This window comes from Microbacterium insulae (genome assembly GCF_042677065.1).
In the GTDB taxonomy this organism is placed as follows: Bacteria; Actinomycetota; Actinomycetes; order Actinomycetales; family Microbacteriaceae; genus Microbacterium; species Microbacterium insulae.
In genome coordinates this window covers 868,085-891,282 of the sequence record NZ_JBHTII010000001.1, presented here as the reverse complement: position 1 = coordinate 891,282, position 23,198 = coordinate 868,085, and the positions used below count along the sequence as shown (strand labels likewise).

15 protein-coding genes and 1 pseudogene are annotated in these 23,198 nt (G+C 65.3%); 9 read left to right on the top strand and 7 right to left on the bottom strand.

The features are described 5' to 3' along the window. The first annotated feature begins 7 nt into the window (after nt 1-7). The 4 genes and pseudogenes from ACFQ0P_RS04220 to ACFQ0P_RS04205 form a co-directional block, all read left to right on the top strand. Nucleotides 8-1,450, top strand: a complete 1,443-nt coding sequence (locus tag ACFQ0P_RS04220; protein ID WP_204980692.1) for an L-fucose/L-arabinose isomerase family protein — start codon at nt 8-10, stop codon at nt 1,448-1,450. Nucleotides 1,451-1,452: 2 nt separating this feature from the next. Beyond that, a complete protein-coding gene (locus tag ACFQ0P_RS04215) occupies nt 1,453-1,782 on the top strand; it encodes a putative quinol monooxygenase (protein WP_204980691.1) in 330 nt (109 codons plus the stop codon). Further along, nucleotides 1,779-2,147, top strand: coding sequence for an L-rhamnose mutarotase (locus ACFQ0P_RS04210; protein WP_204980689.1), 369 nt, complete (start codon nt 1,779-1,781; stop codon nt 2,145-2,147). The genes ACFQ0P_RS04215 and ACFQ0P_RS04210 overlap by 4 nt, the downstream gene beginning before the upstream one ends. A 13-nt stretch (nt 2,148-2,160) precedes the next feature. Then, nucleotides 2,161-2,286 (top strand): annotated as a pseudogene (locus tag ACFQ0P_RS04205) (FGGY-family carbohydrate kinase); the annotation flags it as partial. Nucleotides 2,287-2,570: 284 nt separating this feature from the next. Here ACFQ0P_RS04205 and ACFQ0P_RS04200 read toward each other — a convergent pair. The 5 genes from ACFQ0P_RS04200 to ACFQ0P_RS04180 all read right to left on the bottom strand — a co-directional run bounded on the left by ACFQ0P_RS04200 (nt 2,571) and on the right by ACFQ0P_RS04180 (nt 12,968). Further along, nucleotides 2,571-2,753, bottom strand: a complete 183-nt coding sequence (locus ACFQ0P_RS04200; protein ID WP_378771437.1) for an aldo/keto reductase — start codon at nt 2,751-2,753, stop codon at nt 2,571-2,573. A 62-nt stretch (nt 2,754-2,815) separates the two neighbouring features. Then, nucleotides 2,816-4,852, bottom strand: coding sequence for a beta-galactosidase (locus tag ACFQ0P_RS04195; protein WP_204980685.1), 2,037 nt, complete (start codon nt 4,850-4,852; stop codon nt 2,816-2,818). A gap of 71 nt (nt 4,853-4,923) precedes the next feature. Further along, nucleotides 4,924-8,007 carry a family 43 glycosylhydrolase gene (locus ACFQ0P_RS04190; RefSeq protein WP_204980683.1) on the bottom strand — a complete coding sequence of 1,028 codons (3,084 nt, stop codon included), beginning with the start codon at nt 8,005-8,007 and terminating at the stop codon, nt 4,924-4,926. A gap of 129 nt (nt 8,008-8,136) precedes the next feature. Further along, entirely contained in the window at nt 8,137-10,644 is a 2,508-nt protein-coding gene (locus ACFQ0P_RS04185) for a family 78 glycoside hydrolase catalytic domain (RefSeq protein ID WP_204980681.1), read from the bottom strand. After that, complete coding sequence (locus tag ACFQ0P_RS04180) at nt 10,623-12,968, bottom strand: beta-galactosidase (RefSeq protein ID WP_204980679.1); 2,346 nt, start codon at nt 12,966-12,968, stop codon at nt 10,623-10,625. The genes ACFQ0P_RS04185 and ACFQ0P_RS04180 overlap by 22 nt, the downstream gene beginning before the upstream one ends. Nucleotides 12,969-13,379: 411 nt before the next feature. Here ACFQ0P_RS04180 and ACFQ0P_RS04175 point away from each other — a divergent pair, with 411 nt between their 5' ends. The 4 genes from ACFQ0P_RS04175 to ACFQ0P_RS04160 all read left to right on the top strand — a co-directional run bounded on the left by ACFQ0P_RS04175 (nt 13,380) and on the right by ACFQ0P_RS04160 (nt 17,471). Next, nucleotides 13,380-14,237, top strand: a complete 858-nt coding sequence (locus ACFQ0P_RS04175; protein WP_204980678.1) for a carbohydrate ABC transporter permease — start codon at nt 13,380-13,382, stop codon at nt 14,235-14,237. Continuing rightward, a complete protein-coding gene (locus ACFQ0P_RS04170) occupies nt 14,234-15,055 on the top strand; it encodes a carbohydrate ABC transporter permease (protein ID WP_204980677.1) in 822 nt (273 codons plus the stop codon). Before ACFQ0P_RS04175 ends, ACFQ0P_RS04170 begins: the two co-directional genes overlap by 4 nt. A 44-nt stretch (nt 15,056-15,099) precedes the next feature. Next, complete coding sequence (locus ACFQ0P_RS04165) at nt 15,100-16,383, top strand: ABC transporter substrate-binding protein (protein WP_204980676.1); 1,284 nt, start codon at nt 15,100-15,102, stop codon at nt 16,381-16,383. A gap of 71 nt (nt 16,384-16,454) precedes the next feature. Beyond that, a complete protein-coding gene (locus ACFQ0P_RS04160; protein ID WP_204980674.1) occupies nt 16,455-17,471 on the top strand; it encodes a LacI family DNA-binding transcriptional regulator in 1,017 nt (338 codons plus the stop codon). Between the two features lie 189 nt (nt 17,472-17,660). Here ACFQ0P_RS04160 and ACFQ0P_RS04155 read toward each other — a convergent pair whose 3' ends face one another. Then, nucleotides 17,661-18,974: a cellulase-like family protein gene (locus tag ACFQ0P_RS04155; protein WP_204980673.1), complete on the bottom strand. Its 1,314-nt coding sequence runs from the start codon at nt 18,972-18,974 to the stop codon at nt 17,661-17,663. Continuing rightward, a complete protein-coding gene (locus tag ACFQ0P_RS04150; RefSeq protein ID WP_204980672.1) occupies nt 18,971-22,219 on the bottom strand; it encodes a DUF5107 domain-containing protein in 3,249 nt (1,082 codons plus the stop codon). Before ACFQ0P_RS04150 ends, ACFQ0P_RS04155 begins: the two co-directional genes overlap by 4 nt. A gap of 88 nt (nt 22,220-22,307) precedes the next feature. Here ACFQ0P_RS04150 and ACFQ0P_RS04145 point away from each other — a divergent pair, with 88 nt between their 5' ends. After that, nucleotides 22,308-23,171, top strand: coding sequence for an AraC family transcriptional regulator (locus ACFQ0P_RS04145; protein WP_204980671.1), 864 nt, complete (start codon nt 22,308-22,310; stop codon nt 23,169-23,171). The last annotated feature ends 27 nt before the right edge of the window (nt 23,172-23,198 follow it).

Here is a 23,198-nt window from a genome sequence, read left to right as displayed (position 1 = left end):
CGACGCCATGCCCGCCCCCGGCGATTCTCTTGCCACTCTGCTTCCGCCCAAGGAGCGGCGCAAGCCGCGTATCGGCCTCGTTGCCGGTGGTCTCGGAACTTACTGGCCTCAGTTCCCCGACCTGCTCCCTCTGCTCACGGAGTCGTCACGGTACGTCTCAGAGCGGTTCGCGCAGATGGACGCCGACGTCACCGACGTGGGCTTCATCTCCGACGCCGTCGACGGCGCCGCAGCCGCCGAGAAGCTGCGCGTAGCCGACTGCGACCTCATCGTGCTCTTCCTGACGACCTACCTGACCAGTTCGATGGTGCTGCCCATCGCCCAGCGCGCGCAGGCGCCGGTCCTCGTCATCGATCTTCAGCCGACGGAGAAGATGGATCACGCCACCTTCGACACCGGTGCATGGCTGGCGTACTGCGGTCAGTGCCCCGTTCCCGAGGTAGGAAACGTTTTCCGGCGCGCTGGCATCGAGTTCCGCTCCGTTTCTGGCTGGCTACGTCAGGAGTCGGCATGGCGGCGGATCGAGCAGTGGATCGACGCGGCGCACGTCCGCTCCGCCCTGCGCCACGCGCGTCACGGACTGATGGGGCACGTCTACCCGGGCATGCTCGACGTGTCGACTGACCTCACATTGCTGCCGGCGACCTTCGGTTCGCACGTGGAAGTGCTCGAATTCGACGATCTGCGCGTGCGCGTGGAGGCGGTGACGGATGCCGAGATCGAGGCTCGCATGGATGAGGCACGCCGCATCTTCACTCTCGACTCCTCCGTGGTGGATGACGACTTCGCCTGGGGCGCTCGCGTATCGGTGGGGCTCGACCGTCTCGTCGACGACTTCGCGCTGGACTCTCTCGCCTATTACCATCGGGGCCTCAACGGTGAGATGCACGAAAAGCTCGGCGCCGGGATGATCCTCGGTGCCTCCCTGCTGACCGCCCGGGGCATCCCAGCCACCGGCGAGTACGAACTGCGCACGACCGTCGCCCAACTCGCGACCCAGGTCGTCGGCGCCGGTGGCTCGTTCTGTGAGATCCAGGCACTCAACTTCGAGGACGGCGTTGTCGAGATGGGCCACGATGGCCCCGCGCACCTGGCCGTCTCATCCCGCGACCCGTTGCTCCGGGGCCTCGGGGTTTACCACGGCAAGCGCGGATGGGGTGTCTCGGTCGAGTTCGACGTCACCCACGGTCCGGTCACCCTCCTCGGACTCGGTCAGGACCGCGACGGCTCTCTCTCGTTCGTCGCGTGCGAGGGCACGATCGTTCCGGGGCCGCTTCTCTCCATCGGCAACACCACCAGCCGGGTCGACTTTGGGCGTGACCCCGGCGAGTGGGTCGACGAATGGTCGGCGACCGGGATCGGCCACCACTGGAGTCTCTCCCTCGGGCACCGCGCGGGCACCTATCGCGCCGCGGCGTCCCTCCTCGGTATCGACTTCCGGAAAGTGTGAGCATGGCCGTCTCCGTCGTGGCGGTGCTTACCGCGAAGCCCGGGTTTGGCCCCTCGGTCATCGAGGCATTCCGCGAGGTGAGTCCGCTCGTGCACGAAGAACCCGGCTGCGAGCTCTACGCCGCGCACCTTGAGCAGGACGGCGACACCGTTGTGATGGTCGAGCGGTGGACCACCCGCGCCGACCTCGACGCGCACGCGCAGGGGGCACCTCTGGCCCGGCTCAACGAGCTCAACGCCGGTCTGCTCATGCGACCGTACGACGTGTGGTTCCTGGACGCGGTTGTGCTCGGAGACCCGGCCAAGGGCATGATCGCGGCGGTGAACGAGTGAACCGGTACTGCTTCCAGCTGCGGGTGGCTCCCGCACACCTGGATGAGTACCGCCGCCGCCACGCGGCGGTATGGCCCGAGATGCTTCGCGCACTGCGCGATTCCGGGTGGAGCAACTACTCTCTGTTCCTCCGCCCGGACGGGCTGCTGATCGGGTACTTCGAGTCCGAGCACGAATTCGAGACGGTGCAGTCTGCGATGGCCGCGACAGATGTCAATGCACGCTGGCAGGCCGAGATGGCCCGGCTCTTCGAAGGCCTCGACGGCACCCCGGATACCGGACTGTTGCTGCTGGACGAAATCTTTCACCTTGAAGATCAGCTTGCGGATGCCGATGCATCCGGAGCGGAAGGCGACTCATCGTGACCACCCTTCCCCCCACATCGTCGGCGGCGGGGACTTGAACCGTCTGCTGTGCCAGACGACGGCCGACCGGGCCGGGTTGCCGGTGCTCGCGGGGCCCGTCGAGGCGACCGCAATCGGCAACCTGCTGATCCAGGCGCGCCCCTATCGGAGACGGGCGACGCCGCCGAAGGCCCCACCTTCGTTCTCGCGTGAGGGGTGAACCCGACCATTCACGACCCCAAGAATGCCTACGGTACAAGGGACTTCGGGGTGGTTGAGGCCGCGGATTGTCGCCTCACCTTTTGCTCCAGCCGGTGCCGGCTTGCGCTGTCACCGCTCTGCCAGCTCCTCATAACGGGTGAGCTGCTCAATGGTCGCGCCGGTCCACGCCAGCCCTCCCAGTACGACTTGGTCACGCGCCGCCGTCCCCTTCGTCGCGAGCCATCAACCGAGGATCTCCTCGGTCTGGCCGGGGCGACTGCCCAGCGGCGGTCTGCCGTAGACGTCAGCGGTGTCGATGACGTTCACTCGGGCATCTACGGCGTGATCCAGCATCGCGCACGCGGCGGTTCCGCTCACGACCCGGCCAAAGTTCATCGTTCCCAGACTGATGCGACTTACCCGCACCCCGGCCCACCCGAGATGCCCCTACTCCACCGTGCTCTTCCTCAGGCTCGTTTCGGCCGCGGTCAAGCGGTCCCAGAAATCTCGACCACCCGCACCCCGCCGGCAGGGACCGCGTCGGTCGCCGTCACTGGGCTGCCCGTGAGGAGGTCGTGGCCGACGAGACCCGCGCCGTCGTCGTGGGTGCCGTGGTTGATCTGGATGGCGAACGCTAGGTCGTCGGTGGTGCGCAGCACCGTCTCCACATCGCTGGGAGGTGCGTAGGACACGCCCGCGCTGTCGAGAACGCCAGTCACGAACAGGTCCAGGTCGGCCCCGTCCAGCGCCGTGGAGAGGTACCACGCCGAACCAGCGCCATGCTGGTTGCGAGTGATAGCCGGAGCCCCTGCCGCCGGGCCGTCCGAGTAGCGGACAACCACCTCAGCGCTTGACGGGGTAATGTCATCGCTCCACACGCGGCCGGTCCTGCCGTCACTGAGCGTCACCGTTTCGTGGGCTCGCAACGGCAGGAACTCCTCAATCACCAAGCCGAGAACGTCACGCAGCTGGCCCGGGTAGGGGCCGAACGGGACGTCGTCGTTGGTGGAGACGATGCCCGAGAAGTAGGAAGCGGCGAACGTGCCTCCGTTGGCGACGAATGCCCTGATGTTCGCGGCAGCATCGTCATCGACCAGGTACAGCGAAGGCGCGAACAGGACGTCGTATCCGCTGAGATCGGCGGCGGGGTGTACGAAGTCGACGGTGACGCCACGGCGCCAGAGCGTTGCATAGAACTCTTCGATCCGCTCGCGGTGATCCAGATCCACGGATGGGCGCCAGTCGAGGTCCTGTGCCCAGAATGACACCCAGTCCCAGGCAATGGCGACACGAGCATGGACCCGCGAGCCGACCAGCGCGTCGAGCGAGGCGATTTCCGCTCCGAGCTCAACGGCCTCTCGCCACTTCTTGGATCCCTCACCGGCCTGTGGGATGAGTGCGGAATGGAACTTCTCTGCACCCTTCTGGCCAGCCCGGATCTGGAAGAACATCACGGCGTCTGCGCCGCGGGCGGCGTGCGCCAGACTGTTGCGCCGCATCTCGCCGGGCTGCTTCGCGATGTTGCGAGGCTGCCAGTTCACTGCGGACGTGGAGTGTTCCATCAGGATCCAGGGCTTGCCGCCCGCCAGGGACCGGCACAGGTCTCCTGAGCGGGAGACATCGAGGTGATTCTTGGGTCGCTCTGCAATCAGATAGTGGTCATTGGCGATGATGTCCACTTCGTTAGCCCACTGCCAAAGGTCGACGCTCGGGCAGGTGATGGCCATGAAGTTGGTGGTAATCGGCTGGGGAGCATGCTCCCGGATCGCGTCACGTTCGATCCGGTAGCACTCGAGCAGCGCATCAGAACTGAAGCGAGCGAAGTCGAGTCGGTGCGCAGGATTGCTCGCTGTTCCCGACTCGCGCGGCGCGTCGACCTCGGCCCACTGGCCGTACCGCTGACCCCAGAAGTTCGTGCCCCACGCATCGTTGAGCCGATCCAGGGTTCCGTAGCGCCGCTGCAGCCAGAACCGGAACGCGGCCACCGACGCCTCGTCGTAGCTCTCCGCGACCGGGGTTCCGTACTCGTTGTGAACATGCCAGAGCACGACTGCGGGGTGGGAGCCGTACCGCCGCGCGAGTTGCATCGCGATGCGGCGAGACGCCGCGCGATACTCAGGGGAGCTCGGGCTGACGATGCCGCGAGATCCGAACGCCAGGGGGGTGCCTGCGCGGGTGACTGCGCGGCTGTGCGGATACTTCCGGTAGAACCAGGCCGGCGGTGCCGCCGTCGGGGTCGCAAGATCCACGTCGATGCCTGCGGTATGAAGCAGATCGATTATCTCGTCAAGGAAACTGAAGTCGAAGATATTCTCCTCAGGTTCGATGAGCGCCCACGAAAAGATCCCGATGCTCACCAGATTGACGCCGGCATCCTTCATCAGCCGGATGTCTTCATCCCACGTCTCCCGCGGCCACTGCTCCGGGTTGTAGTCACCGCCGAAACGGATGATACGGCGACCCGGGATCCAGGTGCCGGTCGTCCTGCTGTCGGGTTGTTCGGCGCGGAGGGTGGTCTCGGGCACTGCGGGTCCTTGTCTTTGTGAGGGCGCCGCCCTCCTAGGGGACTAGGAGGGCGGCGCCGGTTAATGTGGGGTTACGGCGTGGCTGGCTTCCAGGGACCGTTGGGGTCGCCCGGAGCTTGATTGCGGGTCCACCACTTGGCGACGTACTTGTTGCCGTTGTGAATGACCACGTCGCCGGTGTTGAAGATTCGCGACGAGGTCCAGACGGCGACGCCGGCCTGCTCACGAATCTCCTGCCAAGGGCCGTAGGGGTCGCCCGGCTTCTGGTTCTTGGTCCACCAGCTGGCGAGCCAGATCGCGTCTGCGAAAAGCACCTTCTGGCCGGTGTTGTACGCCGTGGTGGCCGACCATGCGGCCAGCACGGTCACCTTCACTGTGGTGGTGGTTGCCGCCGCTCCGGTCGCAGTGAGCTGCGAGCTCACGGTGACAGTCAGCGTCTTCTCTCCCGCCTGCGCGGAGGAGAAACCAGCAACGGTGTACTGGCCGTCGCCCAGCTGCGCCTCCGTTCCGTCGGTCTTCCGAGTGGTGACGGTGAGAGTCTCTGGCTGGAAAGGAGCGCCCACGGCGTACAGGGCTTTGGACGTCGTGACAGAGACCGACGTGACAGCAGAGACGAGTCCGTCGCGCGCTGCGGTGAGCGCCGAGGCGGCCGCGTCGATTTCTGCCTGTGTGGATGTCGCCGCGGCGAGCACGCTCCCCGCGTGGGTGCGCGCGTCCGCAAACGGCGACCAGCTAGCGGCGGAGTAGTCGGAAACGCTCGCCGACTCCGTGTCGTCGTACACCGACTGCAATGCCGCGGAGTCGGTGGCCTGCCGGACCAGGGACAGCGAGTCCACGCGCACGTTCTGGTTCCCACCGGCGCTGCGTGCCTCCACGGAGATGGTGGCCACCCCGCCGGAGATCTTCATGTCGCGGGCTTCGACACTTGCCCAGCCGCTCGTAGCGTTGTTCAAGTCGACGGTGTGCCGTTGCCCGTTCTCACCACGGATGACGACCCGGGCGTACTCGAGACCGCCGGCGGTGTTCACCTTCGCGCGGAATGTGTAGACGCCGCCCGGGACCTCGTTCTCTTGCGACACAGAACCGGAGAATGCGCCCGCCGCGCCAAGCTGCAGCGCAAACCGGGACGAGTCAGCGCCTGGACCTGGGTTGGAAACGAAGGCGCTGGTTGCCGAGTCCGCGTCCACAGTGGTCGTCCAGCCGGTGACATTCGTCACTGCGATCCGGTCGGCAGCGAAGTCGGGGTTGCGTACGTAGTTGTTGTTCGCCCCGACTCTCCACTCGCCGGTAACCGCGTTCAGCTCCCAGTGCGTGAGCGCATTGAAGGAGAGCTCATCATTGTCATAGCTGAGCGGCACCCACTGGTTGTAGCCGATGCCGTTCCATGCGAAGTTGGCCCACCGATCCCCGGCGTAGAGGACGGTGTCCTGCTCTGTACCGTGGATCGTGACGAAGAAGCCCGTCTGCGTCACCAAGCTGTAGTCCTTCTCGGTTCCCTTCAGCGTGTACTCGGGGCTATACGTGCCCTGGATGTCGCCGGTGAGCGACTCGATTACGTGGTTGACGGAGGAGTTCCACCCGTGGAGGTCGCTCGTGAGCATGTAGTACTTGCCGTTGAGCTTGAACATCGCGTTGCCCTCGCGGCCGCCATTGACGCGGTTCACGTGCACTGCCGGTTCTATGCTGAGCGAGTCGCTAGGCGCGATCTTCCCGACGTAGGCGTTGGCGCGGCCGCTGCTGTTGGAGAAGATCAGGTAGTCGGTGCCGTCGTCATCGGTGAAGACCGTCTGGTCTCCGGTCGAGTTCGTGGGCACGTTGGTGATCTGCGGCTGGATATTGCCGTAGTCGAAGTCGTCGGTCGGCGAGTCTCCCTGGAGGAAGAGCACCATTCCGCGCTTGGACGTGTCGGGCTCGAATCCCTGGCCGCTCTGAACCATGAGGACGTACTTGCCGGTGTTCTCGTTGTAGACCACACCGAGTCGGCCAACCCAGATCGCGTCAGCGAGCGTCTGCATCTTCGCGAAGTAGGTGCCCTGTGACTCGGGAACCGTAATCGGAGTCGAGGTTGTGGCGACGTCGTTCTCGAAATTCCAGTTGACGAGGTCCTTCGACGAGTAGACGGGGATCGACGCGAACGTGGAGGTGTTGTACGCGCGGGTGGGGCTGTTCCGGTAGGTTTCTGCCTCCTTGTAGTGCACCCCGTACCAGTAGTACGTGTCGCCGAACTGGAAGATGCCGCCGCCCTGCGAGTAGATCGGGTTGCCGTCGGTGTCTGTCCAGAAGGTGTTGTTCGTGATGGGCTCGAACGTGCCAGTGGTCAGCGCATCCAGACCGGCTGCCGCGCTCTGCAGCGCGGACTTCGCTGCCACGACTTCAGCATTCGTCGAGGATGAGGTCCCTTCAAGGTCCTGCGCCGCGGACAGCGCCGACGCGAACGGCTGCCAGGAGGCTTCCGTGTAGTCGCTGGGTACCCGAGTGCTGTAGTCAGCGATGAGGTCGCGGAGTCCGCCGACCTCTACCAGCGCTGCGGTCGCGCTCTTGAGCTGAGCGAGCGCCGCGGCCCGCTCGGCTGCGGTACCTCCCGTTCCGAGTGCGGTCGCCGCTGTGCGCGCGTCGCGGAACGCCGGCCACGAAGCGGGGGTGTGGTCCCCTTCAACCTTGACGGCTGCGGCGCGGACAGCATTGGTGAGGTCGTCCGCGGTGGGCGCCGGGGTGGTGTTGGTGGTGAACACCGCCGACGCGTGATCGATGTAGCCGCCTTCGACCTGGACGAGGAGGACATGGCGTCCCTCTGCCAGGCCGTCCTTGGTGAAAAGAACCCGTGCGGTGCTGTTCTTCGCGGCACGGTAGTTGGCCATGCCCACTTCCACTCCGTCGACGAACACGCGCCCGGTGCCGTGACCGACGTCGGTGAGCCCGTAAAGCTCGAGCTTGCTGCCATCGAAGACGATCTCAAACGACGACCCGGCGGGTGCGTAGTGGCTGCGGGAGGTGGCTCCCCAAGTGCCCTGGTAGTAGGTCTTGTTGAGCGTTCCCTTGGTCGTGGTCACTTCACTGTGGCTGACGGTGTAGCTGGTCGCGGCAGACGCGGAGTCGACACCGGTGAGTTGAGATAGCGTCAGCGCCGCTATGACGGCGGTGACGGCGACGAGCACTGCTCGCGCGCGTGTTCGGATCGTTCGACGCATGTTCTACTTCCTTGTAGTCGGATGACTGGGTGATGCGGGGCGGCAGCCTTGTGGGCGCTTGGGGATGGGACGCTGTGGGGTCACCCACGGCGTGAGCTATCGGCGGAGGACGGCGTTGGGGGGCAGGATCACTTCTCGTTCCACGTGGGCCGGCAGGTCGACGGTGACGACAACGGTGCCGTCCTGGTCTCTTTCCCACGCCACCGTCATCCGCCCCTGCGGCGAGTCGAACGTGGTGCTTACGGTGTCGACTCCCTGCAGCGGGTAGGGGCGGATGACGACCTTCTCCCAGCCGACTGAGCCGGGGGCTTGGCGGAGTCCGGCTACGTCACCTGTGAGCCAGTCATCGATGACGCCGAGCATGAAGTGGTTTTGCGAGGCCACCCCGGTCTGACCTTCCGTGCCTTGCCAAGACTCGGCGAGCGAGCTGGCACCTTCGTCGATCTGGTGGCCATAGCCGGGGGCGTTCTGGTGTCGAATCAGGCGGTTGAGCTTGTCTGCCTGCCCGATCTCAGTGAGTGCTCGGATGAGATGCGGTAGCGAGATCTCACCAACCGTGAGGGTGTCGCCCGCGCGGCTGATGGCGTCCAGCAATCCCCGCGCGATGGCGTGCGTCGCATCGGAGTCAGCGTGGCGGGAGCTCCACGCGAGAGCCCAGCTTCCCTGGCTGCCGCTGCCCCACACACCCGTGCGGGGTTCCCAGAATCTGCTACGGAACGCCGCCCATACTTTGTCGGCTCTAGCGCGCCAGATCTTGCCGAGGTCATCAAATCCGACGGCCGAGGCGCTGTCCGCGGCCGTATCCAGCATGGAGGCCCACCCGTGGGTGGCGACCATATCGCGGGGGGTAGTGGTGTCCACCTCGATCCAATCGCCCAACCCGAAATCGAGGATGTGGTGGGTCGCGCGGGTGTCCAGGTAGGCGAGGTAGCGGGTGATTGCGGGCAGCGCCTCGATGATGATGCGCGAATCGCCGTATTGGCGGTACAGAAGCCACGGCACGTCGATGATTGCGCGGCCCCAGTTCGGGTCGTTACGGAACGCGTCGATGTCGCCCTTCACCGGGTACTCGTTGAACACGACGAGTTCCGGCGCGATGTTGGGGATGAGGCCGTCCGGCGTCTGAGCTTCAATCATGTGCCGCACAATGTCCCCGAGGTGAGCGTGCACATCGTAGCCACGGGCGAGGACCGAGAAGCAGTAGTGAATCTGTTCGAGCCAGCCGAGCTTCTCCCGGTGGGGGCAGTCGGTGAAGACGCTGAACATGTTGCTCTGCACAGCGCGGTCGATGATCTCGTGCAAGCGAGACAGGAACTGGTCGCTGGAAGAGAACTCGCCGACGCGTTGATTGTCGGCGCGGAGCACCTCGAGCTCGATGGCCTGCCCAGCCTCCTCTGCGCTCACGCCGGTCACATCCCAGTAGCGCGCGCCGTGATACACCCCGATGGGCGTCCACTCCGCACGCGGACTCACGGGCGTAAAGCTGTCCCAGATGGGGGAGCCGGTCGTGGACTGATCCACGAACCCGTCTTTCAACAACTCCGATGGGGTGAGGACAATCGGCTCGGTCGGACGAGCCGCCGAGAGCTGCAGCCGTAGCCGCCCTGCACAGTTCGTGCCGAAGTCGACGACGAGGTGGCCCTTGTGGTGCCGGATGTGCTGAGGGCGGAGCACATCGACAACGCGTACAGGTGGGGCCGCTCGCCATCTGACTGGGGCCACCGCTTTGACCAGGACCGCGGGCTCCCATGGCGTGGCGTGACCATCGACGAAGGTCTCGCCCCCGTACCAGTGGGACGTCACGACGGGGCCCAAGCGCGCTTGCCAGGTGTCGTCGGTCACAACAACAGTGCTCGTCCCGTCTGGGTGGCTTGCCTCCAGCCGTACCTGCGCCCACACCGGCTCCCCGGTGCGTTCGAACTTCGTATACCGCTTCCCCGAGGGGAGATATGCGATGCCGCTGGCGAGGGTCAGTTCGAGCGAGTTGACGCCGTCCCGGATCGCGTCGGTCACATCCCATGCGGTAGCGAGAGTACTCACGCGCAGATCGCTGTACCCGGGTTCGAGTTCCGCGTCGATGGCGCGGTTCCCGTTGAGGTCAGGGACGACGACTCCTGCCCCTGTGAGGTAGAGCCGGGCGGATGTGACTTTGGAGTGGATCGAGAAGGTAGTGCGCAACTGGGGAAGGGCGGCCGGGGCGATGGCTCCGGGACGCAGCCATTCCTGGTGCGTGATGGGCGTCGCCTGCCACTCTTCTGGATGCCAGAGAGGAGCTTCGACGAAGGCAGGGTCGGACCACGGTCCGTCATCAGCGGAGACCGCCCACCACACCCGTTGCCTGCTCTGCAGCTCAGCCGCCGGCCACTCGGCGGTGGTGCCCGCAACGGTGATGTCGAAGACGTCGCCCTCACCCTCGACGAGCCGCTGGAGCGTGCTCGCCCCGAGGACTCTGAAGTGATCCGGTGCGACCGGCCCGTCGAGCTTCCAAGACAGCCAGGGACGGGGTGAGCGCACTCCCACCGGGTCTGAGAGCCCGTCCGCTTGCAGCGCCCGCGGAGCCGGATGTGTCGACGCCGAGCCCATCACAGACTTGCTTCCTGCCATCGTCCGCGTACCGCGGCACCCACCTCTTCGACCCCGCCCAGCGGGCCTGCGGCCGCGGTACGGCGGTGCGCGGCTGTGACTGAGAGGTTGACCTGTGCGGCCGGGTGCATCGGCAGAACCTCAAGTTCTACCGCGGCTCCCGCGCCAAGATCCAGGGGACGGAGATCCACGACCCAGTTCCCGCCAGACCAGAACTGGTCGCCCACAGGTACGCCGTCCACTACAAGCCGAGCCACGTCACCGGCCCATGCGACGGTGAGCTCCCCGTCTCGGGCCCACGGGGGCAGTCCGAGGGCGAGGCGGTCCGCGTACGCCTGGAAATCCGCGTCGACGGGTGCGCTGGCGCGTTCGTCGAACGAACCGTACGAGGTCGGCACGGGGAGTGCGGCGACGGTAGACGTGTACTGCAGCGGGGTGTACGGCGTGGCGGCAGAAGTCACGGTCACCTCCACAGCCACGAAATGCCGGGCAGATGGAGAGTAGCGGTGCACGGAGGGCAATGCGTCGGTGTGGCGACCGGTCAAGCGGTCACCCTCCAGCCACAGCGGTTCCGACGACAGCACCAGCTGGCGACCACCAGGACCCTCGAGCACCCAAAGGTCGTTGGCGAGTGTTGACGGGATGACGAGTATGTCGAGTTCGCCGGCGGGAGACGTGGCACGCAGCACAGCAGGTGCGACCGGGTCGACAGTGACGACGCCGCCCGTGAGGGCAGCGCCGCGCGAATCAGCCACAGCGACTCCCTCAGCCAAAGCGATCCGGGCATCGATCCCTGTTTCGGCGGTGAGCACGAGGGTGGGTGTATCGCCGTCCAGCACCGTGAGTGGACTGGCTGTAGCCCAGTCGAGCGTCACGCCACCGACGGTGAGATTCACGGGCCAGTGCGCCAGCGTCCCCGCAGGAATGGTCACAGGACGGTCCGGGAACTGCACCACGGTGTCATTCAGGACGAGGTGGAACTGGGCATCTGGGTACGGCTCGAGCGACACGAAGGGCTGATGCCAGCTGACGAACACGAAGCCGGCGCTTCCGTTACTGCGAAGTGCCCAGCGCAAGGTGTCGACGTCCTCCACCCCTCGCGGCATCTCCGTAGGCAGGGAGGATGGCATCGGTGCAAGCACTTCACCGAACGCGCGAAGGAATGCGTGCTGCCGGCGCAATGCCGAGTGCGTGTCGTTCAGGCGGCCGGTTGCGCCAATGGGTGCCTCGAAGTCGTAGTCGAATCGTGCGAGATCATTCGGGTATCCGGTGGCATGCGATTCCTGCGCTCCGCCGTCGACTGCCGGGTTGGTTCCCCCCGTGTACATGTAGTAACCCTGCCAAGCCGACCCGTTGCCGATCTTGTTGTGGGCGACAGTGGCGATGTCCAGTCCGGTGGGGCAGGGACGACGGTGATAGGCCTTGGCCATTCCGCCGCCGAGCTCACACGTTGCGGCCGGGAACAAGGTCGAGGGCGTGCGGGGCGAGGGGTGGCCGACAGCGCCCCCGCCGATCCCGGCGTGCGCGCGCAAATCGGCCCCGATCCCGGGGTCATCCCACACATGGGAGAAGAAGAAATGCTCGCGGAAGGTGATGTCCCAGGGAGCGTCCCAGTTCACCCAGAATCCGTCGGCGTAGCCGCCGAACAAGGGCATGACCTCGCCGTCGGGGAGTTCGGCACCACCCCATCCGGTGGCGGTCCAGATCGGTGCGGACATGCCGACTTCGCGCGCGATCCGCTTCAACGTGACGATGTGTTGTGGCTGGTCGTATAGCTCGTTCTCGATCTGGATCGCGATGATCGGACTATGCGGGCCGAAAAGCCCCGTCAGCTGCTCCGCGAGGGCGGCAAACCATGGGCGCACGAACCCCAGGTACGCCGGATCGTCCGTTCGGTGGGCGACGGGTGCGTGCTGGACCCAGTCAGGGAAGCCGCCGTTGCGGGCCTCCCCGTGGCACCACGGGCCGATTCGCAGGACCACATCCAGCCCGAGCTCCTCGCAGAGCTCCACGAACGCGCGCACATCTCTGTTGCCATCGAAACGGAGTTCACCGTGCCGCTCTTCGTGATGGATCCAGAACACGTAGCTGGCGACGGTCGTGATACCCCCGGACTTCATGAGCTGGAGACGCTCCGCCCATGCTTCCCGTGGCACCCGACTGAAGTGCATCTCGCCGGACACAGGGATGAATGGCACACCGTCTCGTTCGACGAACTGGTTGGTCAAACGGATGCGGGCGTGACGGTCGACCTCGTTGCTCATGACGGGCCGGCTCAGCGGCGACTCCCATTGCTGATGCGTGATGGACAGGGCGGGCGCCGAGACGCGCGACGTCGCAGTCATGAGGGGCGGGACTCTCCTTTGAAGCGTGTCCTGTAGTGGTTTCCCAATGCTTGAGAACTGCAAACGTTCACAGCAATTTCTTCAGTATGCACAGTCGTCCCGAAAAGATCTACCTTCACTTGTTGCATAAAATCCCGGTGGCCACGCGGGACTCGACCACCTGGGGCTACCCTTTGCACGTTTCAGACCGGTGTGCAATACTGTGATCGTTTACAGGCTCTCGGCGCAGAGAGAGCTTCCTCAACGGAGATGGAGCCGGACAATGACCCTCTGCCAGATGCCGAGTAAGTCTCTCGGCCAGGGCGCATGACTCAGGTTCTGAACAACCCGGCCACCGTCGAGGCTGCCGAGATTCATCCGCGCCGCGGGAAGCGGCGCTGGCGTCGCGCAGGTGACCCAGCAAAGGGACCCGTGACGCCGACCTGGTTCATCATTCCCGCGCTCATCGTCTACACACTCATCGTGTTGTGGCCGAACCTGCAGGGGTTCTTCTACTCGTTCACGGATTGGGATGGCTTCGGCCTGACGTGGTCGTTCGTCGGGTTCGAGAACTTCCTCGGTGTGCTGCAGGACCCGAACACGATGCGCGCCATCCTGAACACGTTCCTCATGACGATTGTCGTGACCGTTGGCCAGAACGTCGTCGGACTGCTGCTGGCACTCGGGCTGAACACGCGGGTCAAGACCCGCTATGTGCTCCGCCTCGTCTTCTTCCTCCCCGTGGTCCTGACGCCCATCGTCGCGGGCTTCCTCTGGAAGTACCTTCTCAGCCCGACGGGATCGGTCAACACAATCCTCGAATCGCTCGGCCTGGGATGGATGCAGCAGGACTGGCTCGGCAATCCCGACATCGCGATCTACTCCATCTGCGTGGCGATCATCTGGCAGGGAGCGGGCTACTCGATGGTGATATTCCTCGCCGGCCTGCAAAACGTGCCCGAAGACGTCCTGGAAGCAGCCGAGATCGATGGCGCCGGATCCTTCCGCCGGACATGGAGCATCGTGCTCCCCCTCATCAACGGGGCAATCGTCATCAACGTTCTCCTCTCGCTGATCGCAACGCTCAAGCAGTTCGACACCGTGTTCGCGATGACCAAGGGGGGCCCCGCCGGAGCCACCGAGACCATGGCGACGATTGTGTACAAGACCGCGTTCACCTACCTGGAGTACCCGACCGCACTCGCGCAGGGAGTAGTGCTCACCATCATCGTCGGCGTCATCGCGTACACGCAGTTCCGGGTGACGCGTCGCAAGGAGGAGATCGCGTGAACCGGTACACGGTCAGGACCGCAATCCTCGAGGCAGTTCTGATCCTCACCGCGGTTGTCTTCATCGCGCCCCTGGTGATCCTTCTCTCCGTAGCGCTTCGCGATCCACACGGGGAGGCCGGCTTCCTCGGGTTCACCTGGCCGCTGAACTTCGGCAACCTGAGCACCGCGTGGGTCGACTCGGCGATGGGCGCGAGCCTCATCAACAGCGCCCTGATCACCACAACGTCGGTGGTGCTCATCGTGGTGGTCTCCTCGTCAGCCGCCTACACCCTTGCGCGAAAGACACAGGCTTGGTCTCGCGGGCTGTTCTACCTATTCCTCGCCGGGTTCCTCTTCCCCGGTCAGCTTGCGATGCTCCCGCTGTACCTCTGGTTCGCCAACATCGGCCTCGTCGGGTCGCCGGTCGCGGTGATCGTCATCAACGTCGGTGGTTTCCTCCCCTTCGCGATCTTCCTTTACGCCACGTTCCTCCGTGACCTGCCTCGCGAGTACGAGGAAGCGGCGACCATCGACGGCGCGCGGCCGACCCGCACTTTCGTCTCGATTGTGTTCCCGCTACTTAGGCCAGTCACCGGCACCATTGTGATCCTGACCGGCCTGGCCATCTGGAACGACTTCTTCACGCCGTTGCTGTACCTCTCGGGCAGCGGAGCATCCACCGCACCGCTCTCCGTCTACAGCTTCGTGAGCAGATACAGCGCCAACTGGCCGCTGGTCTTCTCCGCGCTGATCATCTCGGTGATCCCGATCCTCATCGCGTACTTCCTCATGCAGCGGTTCATCATCCGCGGCTTCGCCTCCGGCCTAAAAGGCTGACCAGTACCTGCACCGCCCACCCTGCAATACCCGAAAGGAATCCCATGTCACTGAAGACACCGCTCCTCCGCACCGCTACGGCGGTGCTCACAATCGGGGCACTCGGCATCGCCGTCGCCGGTTGTTCCACCTCCAACGCCGGGAACGGCTCCGGAGATGAGCAGACCCTTACGGTCGCCACCAACGGTGGCACCGGCATGGAGGCTGTCATCGACGAGTTCGAAGAGGACAACCCTGGCGTGACCGTCGAGCTGCTCGATTCGCCCGACTCGTACCAGCAGGTCACGGCGACCCAGCTCACCGGTGGCACCGCGCCTGACGTCATCCAGGTGTTCCCGGGCACGGGCAACAACGTCAGCGTGAAGATCGCCGGCGATAAGGGCTACTTCAGCGACCTGAGTGACGAAGCGTGGGTCAGCGAGCTTCCCGAGGCATCGGTCGATCTGCTCAGCACCAGCGACGGCCAGGTCGTCGCCGTTCCCATGACGTTCTCGTCGATTGGCGCGATCTACAACGTCGACACCCTCGACGAGGTCGGCCTCACCCCGCCCACGACGTGGGACGAGGTGTTGCAGTTCTGTGCTGACGCCACCGCGGCCGGCAAGGTCGCCTACGGGCTCGGCCTATCCGACACGTGGACCACCCAGCTCATCCCGTACGCGCTCACGGCAACTCTCGTCTACGCCGAGGACCCCGACTTCGCGCAGCAGCAGGTCGACGGAACCGCGACCTTCGCTGACTCGGGCTGGGAGCAGGCGTTCGACCAGTACCTTGAGATGGAGGACGCGGGCTGCTTCAACCCGTCGCCCAACGGCACCCCCTACGCGCAGGTGCAGGAGGCCATCGCTGACGGTTCCACCATCGGCACGGTGAGCGTCGCCGCCGAGACGCAGGGCATTCAGACGGTCGCAGGCCGTGACCTCAACCTCACGTACGAGGTGTTCCCGGCCACGAACAACGCCGACGAGACCTTTCTCTCCGCAACCGTGGGACCGTCGTTCGCCGTGAACGCGAAGGCGAAGAACCAAGATCTGGCGAAGAAGTTCGTTGCCTACCTCGCCGACTCCGAGACCCAGGTGACCTACGCGGACGCGTACGGTGACACCGCGGCTCTCCCCGGCGACAACGTTCAGGACACCGCGGTCGCGGCGGTTGTGAGCCAGTTCGTCGGCGAGAACAAGATCTCGACCTGGCCCGACCAGCTGTGGCCGAGCACCACTATCCAGCCCGCGGTGTTCGACGGCGTGCAGGCGCTGTTCGCCGACCAGACCACGGTCGACGATGTCCTCGCCAGGATGGACGCCGCATTCGCCGAGGGCGCGGAGTAATCCATCCCAATTCGCCCGCCGTGCTGCCGATAGGTCGCACGGCGGGCGAAATCTCTAGACTGAGGCCCATCATGACCACCTCGCCGACGAACGGGCGCCGCCCGACTATCGACGACGTCGCTCGCGCCGCAGGGGTCTCCAAAGGAACCGTCTCACGTGCACTGAACGGGCACCGCTGGGTGAGCCCTGACGCGCAGCGGGCGGTCGAAGCTGCCGTCAAGCAGACCGGCTACCGCGCGAACGCACTGGCAAGAGGTCTGAAGCTCCAGCGCGCAGGGTCCGTCGCGTTCCTACTGGGCGAGGACCTGGACCACATGTTCGGAGACCCGAACTTCGCCACGCTTATGCGCGGTGCATCCGACAGCCTCGCGGAGATGTCGATGTCGATGGTGCTGCTGCTCGCGGGCTCCGCCGACGAGCAGGCCCGTGCGCTGGATTTCATTGGCACGGGAACCATTGACGGCGTCATGTTCGTCTCGTGGCATCACGACATGTCAGTCCTCACCGACCTGAACCGCGCGGGGATTCCTACCATCTTCTGCGGTACTCCGCGAGCCGGCGATCCCATGACGAGCTTCGTGACAGCCGATGACCTGGACGGCGCCATCCAGATGGTCGAACATCTGCTTTCACGCGGTCGCAAGCGCATCGGGATGATCGCTCCGCCGAAGGACGCCGTCGGTGGCTCGCTGCGTGTCGAGGGGTATCTCCGGGCACTCGGCGATCTCGCAGACGAGAGCCTGATTGTGTACGGCGACTACACCCGCGAAGGCGGTCGAGCCGGCATGCTCAAGTTGCTGGCACAGCATCCTGACATCGACGCTGTTTTTGCGGCGAACGACCTCACTGCGGCCGGCGCCATCGAAGCGGCCCAGGCCGAAGGCAAAGTCGTACCTGACGACATCTCCATCGGCGGCTTCGACGACAACTCCGCCGCTACCTCGACGGTCCCAGCCATCACGACGATGCGTCAGCCGTTCATCCGCTTGGCCAAAGAGATGACGCGTCTACTCATAGACCAAATCAATGGCGAACCGCCAGCGCAGTTGACGTTGCGCACCGAGCTCGTGGTGCGCGACTCGACCTAGATGCCCCACCCATCGACGTCAACTGCTTGCCCGCGCCGATCGGCGTCGTCGCCGTGATCGCGCTGGCGGCGAATCGAAGACGGACCGATGACACTGGACTTCGCTGCACCGCCGGGTGCTGTCGTCGACGTGCGGGTCGGCCCGGGGTGGACCCGTCATTGCTCGTTGATAACGCCTACTTCGACGGGGTCAATGGGGGACGAACCCGGTGACTCGTGCGGTGAGCTGGCGCTGCCACTCGCGCTGACGCCACATCGGATGATGCGCTGCCGCATTCGAGCAGAGCACAACCCCCCATACGCCGTGCCGGAGTGCCGTCTCGATGCCGTGCTCGGCGAGTCGATGCCCGACCCTGGATTCCTCGAAAGAGCCGAGCAATGGCGTGTACCCGATCCAGCCTTCTCCCACGACCGCCGGGATCGTCTTCCATCGCGCCCATGCGGCGATTGCGATGGTTCGGGACTCGATCTCGCGGAGCATGACACGTTCGTACGCCGGATACTCTGTGAACAGCCACGCATCCCAGGCCACGGGGTCGATCCAGTCGTAGCCGTAGATCATCTGGTCTGTGACGACCGTGGCCTCGAACTTCCACGAGGCGGCGCGGCCGTATTCCTCCGGCGTCGGCGCGTCCGCACGAAGCAGGGAGCGCAGAGGCGCATTGGGGAATCCTGGACTACGGTCGGACCGGATGGCGAGGATTTTCTGCAGTTCGTCCAGGACACCGTAGCTGTAGACGTGGCACTGTGCAGCTGAGAGTCCGTCGGGAAGCGCATGCATGGCCAGATGCGGCGGCTTTCCGAAGCTCGCGGTGAAGAGCAGATCAGGATGCTTTGCGCGTAGAAGCGCGACCGCGGCAACGCCGCCGTTTGCGAGGGCGGGCAGGATCGAGTAGTCGACCTCATTGTGGAGCTCCACCATGGCGATGCCTTCACGGTGGCCAAGCGCGGTCAGCCAGACAATGAGTCGATCCCAGGCAGCCGCGAGCGCGCCGTACCGGTGCGCGAGCGGCACCCCATCGATGGCCTCGAACCATGTCGACGAGGCGGCGAACGCGGTGGACTGTTGGTACTCCCAGCTGGCCAGAATGACGACCATTCCGTGGCGCTCAGCGGCCTCGAAGAGTCCGAGCAGCCGTGCGTACAGATCGATCCGGTAGCCTCCGGGCGCGTCGTACCAGCGGGTTCTCTGCCCGAAGAATCCTCCGTGCGGGCTCGCCCCGAGGCCCTCGATCTCGAGGTCCGCTGCGAGCCCATCAAGACCGACACCACCGAACAGCAGCAACGGCGCGGCGCAGATGCGAATGGCGTTGTAGCCCAATGACGCCGCATCCGCTGTCACCGCATCTAGATCCTCGTAGGGTTGGCCCGGTCCCGCCTGCGTGTACCAGGAGAAGTCCCACAGCGTGATCGCCAGTCGCGGCGGGAGATGCGAGGGCAGCGGGCCCGTCAACGACGAGTCGTTGCAATCCGCCGAGCCAGAGCCGAGATAGCGATTCGTCATGTGGCGACCGTCCTGTGCGCTGCGCGCCCGCGGGCGGCCAGTGACATCAACGCCTCCGCGGCGCGATGGCGAGTCAGCGTGGTATCGGAGTCGAACAGTGCCAGTTCCGGAAGCGATGTGGCGAAGTAGTCGACGGCATCCCGCTGTTGTCGGAGCTGCGCCGCGCGATCATCGAGCTCCCGCCACGCGGCAGCAGCCCTCGCGGCATCGCCGAGGCGTCCGTGTGCGACGCCCACCCAGTACGTCGTCTCGTCGGCGGGGCGGGTCTCGACCGCGTGAGGTGTCGTTGCGCGCGCTGACTCCCACGCGGCACGCGCGCCCGTGTCGTCGCCGTTGGCTTTGCACGCGTCCCCCAGAACCACCCAGCGTTCGGCCGGCCGTTCCGCTGGATGACGCCCCTCGCCGAGGTTCTTCGGCGCTGTGAACCCCTGCTCCAGGAGTTCGATCGCCGCGCTCGGGTCGCTGCGAGCGAGTGCCCGAGCGAGCACACATGCTGCACGGTCGTAGGCGGCAATGACACGACCTTCGCCGCCTTCGAAGGGTTGGAAGGTGCGCGTGGTGAGGATCTTCCAGGCGTCGGAGGTCCGTCCGACGTCGAGGAGGAGTGTGACGTGTCGAAGCGACAGGTCGTCACGCGAACTCAGGAGCGGTGTGTACTGCTCCAAGAGATCGAGGCGCTCTTGGGCCCCACATCCTCGCCGTTCCGCGAGAATGTCGCGTTCGAACACCAGACGGGCATCGGCGCGCAACGAGAGCGCGTGCTCGAATGCGGTCGCCGCGGCCTCCTCATCGTTCCCAGCCGCAACCGCGGCCACCGCGAAATTGCGCCACACGACCGGGTCGACAGAGTTCAGCTCGGTCGCGGACCTCAGCAGCGCCAACGCATCCTCCGCACGTCCGGCGTTGAGCATCCACATACCCAGCAAGCCGGCCGCGACGTCGTCCTCGGGGTCGGACTCAACGGCAGCGGCCAGCGCGTCGTACTGATCGAGGCCCGCCGGGAAGGCGAAGCGCGGATCGGAGAGTCGCGCCTCGGCACGTTCAGCCGCAGCCTCCTCGACTCGACCGGCCGCTCTCAACCAGTGGGCGCGCAGGTAGTGGCGGATCGGACCCGCAAGTCCGGCGGCCGGCGAGGCGCAACTCTGACGCGCAGTTGCGCGGAGCGCCGCTTCCAGCGCGCCAGCGCGGGCGAACTCGGAGCCGACGTCGAGTGCGGTGCGAGCGTCGCGGTCGTTGTGGATTCCCAGGAGCGCGGCGGTTGCCGCATCCAGCGGATCTGCTAGATGCAATGCCGTCAAGGTCGACGATGCTGCCACGGCCTTGCCCAGCGCCGCGGCTGCGAGAGCGGAGAGGCGCTGCCCTTCTGGAATGGCCCCGGCAGCCGCGGCGAGCCGGGCTGCACGGCGCGCGTCGCCGGTGCGCAGCGCGATGCGGGATCGTGCGAGGTTCGCGGGCGCCGCCCACGCGCCGTTCCACGCGGCCTTCGCGAGCCAGCGATCGGCTTCGGCATGGTGGCCCAGGCGGTCGCAGGCAAGCCCGAGAAGGTAGAGCGGCTCTCCTTCCCGCGGGTTGAGATTTCGACGGGTAACTCGGGCCACCGCCGTCTCGAGCGCTTCTCGAGCGAGCTGGTACTCGCCGCGACTGTAGTGCCAGCTTCCGAGCGCGGTCGCGGCGCGCGAGTCGAACGGATCTCGGCGCAGCGCCTCACGCAGATAGAGAAGCGGCGAACGAGTGGGGTGGCGGTACTGGATCAGGTGGATCGCGATGGCGTAGAGCTCGTCATTTGAATCGATGGTCTCCGGCGCATCGGGCGCGGCAGCGACCGAAGGTTCATCGATGGCTGGGGGCTTTGCGCGCCATTCCACGAGAATGGAATCCTCGCCATCAACCCTTACCCGACTGACGGCTTCGCGCGATGAATCGACCTCACAGATGAATGGATTCTCCGGATCGAGGCGGGTAGTCCAGTCCGCAAGCACCGAAGTCGCCCCCCAGACTGTGACTGAGACCAGGGAGTGGGAGCCAGTCGACGCAACCCCGATGCGGGTACTCGTCTCGCCGAGCGACACGGACACAGCGGCCTCCGGCGTCGCTTGACGAACCGGCCCGATGCGATGGATGGGATACCAGAACTGACTGAACGTTCTGGTCTCGCCGGGAAGCAGCCAGCTGAAGTCGGGCTGGTTGTCCGTGTATACGCCAGCCATCAACTCGACGTAAGGGCCATCGTCGTCTGTGAGCTGCCGGTCCCACGCGTGACCGATGGGGCCATTCCCCCATGTCCACTGCTTCTTGCCGGGGGATATCGCGCGGTCCGCCCAGTGGACGAAGCCCGCACCCGCGGAGTGATCGTAGCCGCCGAAGAACTCGTCGCCGGTGTCGGTGATCATGTATGACGTTGGGACAGGGATGTTCGAGTAGCGATCGATGCGGTCGGCACCTGCGTGCAGCATCGCCAATGCCGGATAGTCGACGCCGTAGTACGGCCGGTCGGAATGGGGGAACGCGGTGATCGCCCTGCGCGCGTGGTCGGCGACGAATCCGACGTCGTCAGGGAAGAACGACTGGTAATTCTCGTGCACCCGGGCAGCCGCATTCGCCCACCACAGGAACGTCTGCGGCACATCTGTCCGATTGTGAAGGCGGGCCTCCGCTTCGACCAGCGACGATCCCGGTCGAAGTCGGATGCCGTGTACGCCTCGCATTCGCTGGAGCGGGTCCAGGTCGCTGTGCCATACGACGACCGCGCCGTCCTCCTCGCGCTCGATCCGGGTGTCGACGGGGAGGAACGTCCCAGGGCGGTGATGCTGTGGCCAGTTGAACTCGACGCCCCCAGAGATCCACGGCCCTGCGAGGCCTACGAGCCCGGGCTTGATGACGTTGTTCCTATAGAAGAAGTCGTATCCGACGACCTTGTCATAGCCGATATGGATCCGGCCGCCGATCTCCGGCAGGAGCATAAGGCGGACGTATGCATTCTCTATATGGATCGCCTGCCAGAGGCGCGGCGCCTTCGCCTTCGACACGTTGTCAATCATCGGCAGCGGGTAGACCTTGCCACTCGACCCCTGATAGACCCGACGGTCGAGAAACAGCGGATAGGGGTCTGGATCCCCCACCTCATAGGTGTCGATCGCGACCGGCTCGCTCCAGCACGCAACACCACCCCCGCTGAGGATCAGGGCCTGTTCGTCCGGCGGATCCGGTAGGAGGATTCGGCTCTGAGCTTCGTTGTCACTGGACACGGCCTCAGGCTACGGTTGCCCGCACCAGCGGAGAATAGGCTTTTCGCGGCATACCTGGACTAATCAATGATCTCTGGAGAGTTGGTCGATGGATCGCGGCGATGGATTCGAGGGACAGCGCGTCGCTGTCGTGCCGCGGTCGGTCGTAGAGTCGGCGCTCGGGGCTCCGGTGACCCGCCGCATGATGGTGACCGATGCGGGATGGTTCCCGCTCGCAGATCGACATGCCCGCCGCCGCGCCTCCGGCGCTAGGGAGACGATCGTCATTGTCTGCGTGGCGGGATCGGGCTGGATCGAGACCGGTGGTGTCGCCGAACGACTCGCTGCGGGGGATGCGGCGATCATCCCCCACGACGTTCCTCACGCGTACGGCGCAGCTCCCGGCGATCCCTGGACGATCTGGTGGCTCCATGTGGTCGGAACAGATGTGGCCGAACTTGTCAGCGCCGCCGGCGTTTTTCCCGGTCGGGCGAAGGTTACGCTTCGATCGCCCGACCCCATTGTGGCGCTGCTTGACGAGATTCTTCTGGCGCTTTCGCGCGATACAACCTCGACGACGCTCATTGCTGCGTCGGGGATCGCGTGGCGTGTGATGACCGAGCTTGCCACGGACCGCCGCCGTCCCGAACGGGGGACCCCGCTGCAACGCGCAATTCGCGTGCTCGAGGAGCGGATCGATCGTCGGGTCTCGGTCCCAGAACTCTCGGCGCTCGTTGGGCTGTCGCCCTCCCATCTGTCCGCTCTGTTCCGTGAGGCGACCGGTGGGGGTGTGATCGCATATCACTCGATTCTGAAGATGGCACGCGCTCGAACGCTCCTTGACACGACCGATCTGTCGATCGCTGATGTCGGGCGTGCAGTGGGAATGCACGATCCCTTCTACTTCTCGCGACGGTTCAGTCGCCTCCACGGAGTAAGCCCCCGGTCGTATCGGGCGATGGCCAAGTTCTGAGCTCGCACCGCGAGGCGTAGCTTTCGC